General features: G+C 30.3%; 3 protein-coding genes. All 3 read left to right on the forward strand.

What is annotated here, in order from left to right:
• The first annotated feature begins 132 nt into the window (after positions 1 to 132).
• The 3 genes from QZ824_RS11240 (at position 133) to QZ824_RS11250 (ending at position 2,738) form a co-directional block, all read left to right on the forward strand.
• Entirely contained in the window at positions 133 to 1,443 is a 1,311-nt protein-coding gene (locus tag QZ824_RS11240) for a hypothetical protein (protein WP_291276108.1), read from the forward strand.
• A 34-nt stretch (positions 1,444 to 1,477) separates the two neighbouring features.
• Positions 1,478 to 2,113 carry a carboxypeptidase-like regulatory domain-containing protein gene (locus QZ824_RS11245; RefSeq protein ID WP_291276109.1) on the forward strand — a complete coding sequence of 212 codons (636 nt, stop codon included), beginning with the start codon at positions 1,478 to 1,480 and terminating at the stop codon, positions 2,111 to 2,113.
• Positions 2,114 to 2,384: 271 nt separating this feature from the next.
• The gene (locus QZ824_RS11250) at positions 2,385 to 2,738 is read left to right on the forward strand and encodes a lysozyme inhibitor LprI family protein (protein ID WP_291276110.1); all 354 of its coding nucleotides are present in this window, start codon (positions 2,385 to 2,387) and stop codon (positions 2,736 to 2,738) included.
• The last annotated feature ends 131 nt before the right edge of the window (positions 2,739 to 2,869 follow it).

Here is a 2,869-nt window from a genome sequence, read left to right on the forward strand (position 1 = left end):
ATTCATTACTAAAAAGTAGTATATTTGAGTTTTAAAGGTTAGGTAGTAAAGAAATTTAGCTTTTAGACGAATTGATGTTGTGTGCCATTTTGTAAAAAAAACAGACTGAAACACCTATTTTGAGAAATCAATATGAAAAGTAAACTACCCATAATATTTTTTGTCTTATGTTCAATTTGTCTTTACGCTCAGAACACAAAGCACGAGTCGGCAGAATTGGGTTTTCTCGAAAATGACACCTCTATTAAAAAAGGTTTTACATTTTACGAACTACTTGAAAAAAGCATCCGCTACAAAGAGAGCAACCGCCAAGAGGAGTTTAAATTTAACGGTATTTCATACCGAGGAGATATTACTTACTCATTTTCCGAATTGTTGTTTGACCCCGCAACCCACAACAGTCCGGACCCCTATCTGAGATATTACTCTGAAGCTTTAGTCAGATATTATTTTAAAAACGCAAAATTGAAATATAAAACCATCGAAAGAAACGGATTTCCGATTACAACCCTGTATTTTGATGAAAAAGGAAGGTTGATAACCTATAAAGACTATTTATTACTTGATAAATCTGAAAAAAATGCAAGCAATTGTTTTTTTGATTATGATTTACCGGTCATTAACCCCAACGAAAATAAAATCAAGAGTCATCAATTATTAAAAATCAAGAACCATATTAGAAAAATACTTACCGACCAAGACTCAGTAAAAGATTTTGCAGATATGGGTAGTTTTACGATGAAGAATTTTAATGATTTTAAAAAGATTAATGGCTACCTGAAAAAAGAATTAAAGTTGGAGGTTCTAAAAAACAAAGAAATTCACTTTGTGTGGATGGGAACAAGTGATGGGATTTTTAACCTTATCTTTGAAGATTTGAACGGCGCCCTTTACACAATTTCTGAAATCAATTCAAATACTCAAAGCAAAAAAGAAATAGGCTTTTTGATTGAAAGTGAAAAAAAAGATTTTTACACTTACATTGCCTATCATACAAATGGCCTCATAAAATCGATATACCAAAAAGAGAATAATGATTGGGTTAAAAGATTACTAGGACAAAATGCTGAATATACAACAGAGGGAACCGTCATCAGAGAAGTTAATTTAGAAGAAACATTTACATTAACTGAGAAAGCGCTCTATAACCTTGTTCGTAATAGCAAAATATGTCCATCTCATATAAGTTTTCTTCTTGACTTTAATGGGCGGAGTTACAATACAAATCATGGAAATCTTTGGCATATTCTACTCCGTTGTTCTGGGAACCAAATAGGTTTATTTATCAACGATATTAACGGTGAAATTTATCAAACGAGTGACTGTGAATATTACACTACCGAACAATACAGAACTAAGTACGGCGAACAAGATTATCGTGTAATTGAGAAACAGACAAAAAAAAGAATCATCATCTACCCCAAATTAGTAGGCGAATTTTAAGGGTATTAATTACAAAACACTGAGAAAACAGACCATGAAAAAAATTATTTACTACTTGTTTTTACTACTTCCCATGGTATTTTTTGGGCAAGAAATAATACACGGTCTTGTCATCAATAAAAGAACCCAAGAACCTATTTATGATGCTTTAGTTAGGGTTGATAAAAAGAATACCGCAACCCTTACTGATTTTGAAGGCAAATATGAGCTCAAAGCTACCCTAAATGACACTTTGGTGATTAGTTCCGTAGGCATGAAAACACAAAAAGTAAAAGTTAATCGGCAAGAAATGAACTTTGAACTCGAGGAAATAAAATTAGAAGAAAAATATGGTCCGTCTAATGACTTTAAATATAAAGTACTTGAGGCGAGAACCCCAATAAACACGAAGGATATTGAGAATGCCGACAATCCAAAATACAATTTTAAAAAGAATGCGCAAAGGAATATTTTTATCATTTTTGTTTCGGAATTGACTTCATATGATTTAAACAACGAAGATTTAGAATTTCAACAAAAATACAATGTGAAATATTCTTTAATTGGTAGTTATAAAATCGATTATTTAACAAAATACAATAAGCTGACATTTAAACATCTTAAAAAAAAATACAATAAATCTTGGCTGAGAAAAATCAGAAAAGATGCAGTTGGATTAGAAAAAGAATAGAAAAAACAGTACACAACACACGTGCTGTTGTACAACCACCACTTTTTAAAAACAAACTACAAAAAGTAAAAATTTCAACCTCTTTTAAAGCACTTACTTGTAAACCCTATTAAAACTATAATTTTTAATTTATCAAATATTTATTACTAAAAAGTAGTATATTTGAGTTTGTAAAGGTTAGTGAGTAAAGAAATTTAGCTTTTTAGCCGAACTGATGTTAGCGGTAATACTCCAAAACAGAACAAAATTAGAGCCTAATAAACACCTTATAATGAAAAAAACTCTCTTTTTAGTAACATTTCTATTTTCAACTTTAAGTTACAATGCTAATGCACAAACTCAAGCTGAAATGAATGAAACTGCATTTAAAAGCTATCAAAAAGTAGATACCGAATTAAATAAAGTTTATAAACATTTATTAAAAGTCTTAGAAGAAGACGAAATAAAAATGCTTGTTAAAGCTCAAAAAGATTGGATAAAATTTAGAGATTCGCACTGTGAGTTTGAAGCGCACGAATATGAAGGAGGAAGTATTCAACCTTTAATAAGATTAACTTGTTTAGAAGTGCAAACAAAAAAAAGAATTGAAGATCTACAGTCAATTTTGAAAAACAGAGAAAATTAGTACTACCGCTAACAATGGTAGCTGTAGCTCTTGCACAACCACCATTTTTTAAAAACAAACTACAAAAAGTATAAATTTTAACCTCTTTTAAAGCACTTACTTGTAAACCCAACTAAAACTACAATTTTTAA

The organism is Flavobacterium sp., from assembly GCF_021151785.1.
GTDB lineage: Bacteria > Bacteroidota > Bacteroidia > Flavobacteriales > Flavobacteriaceae > Flavobacterium.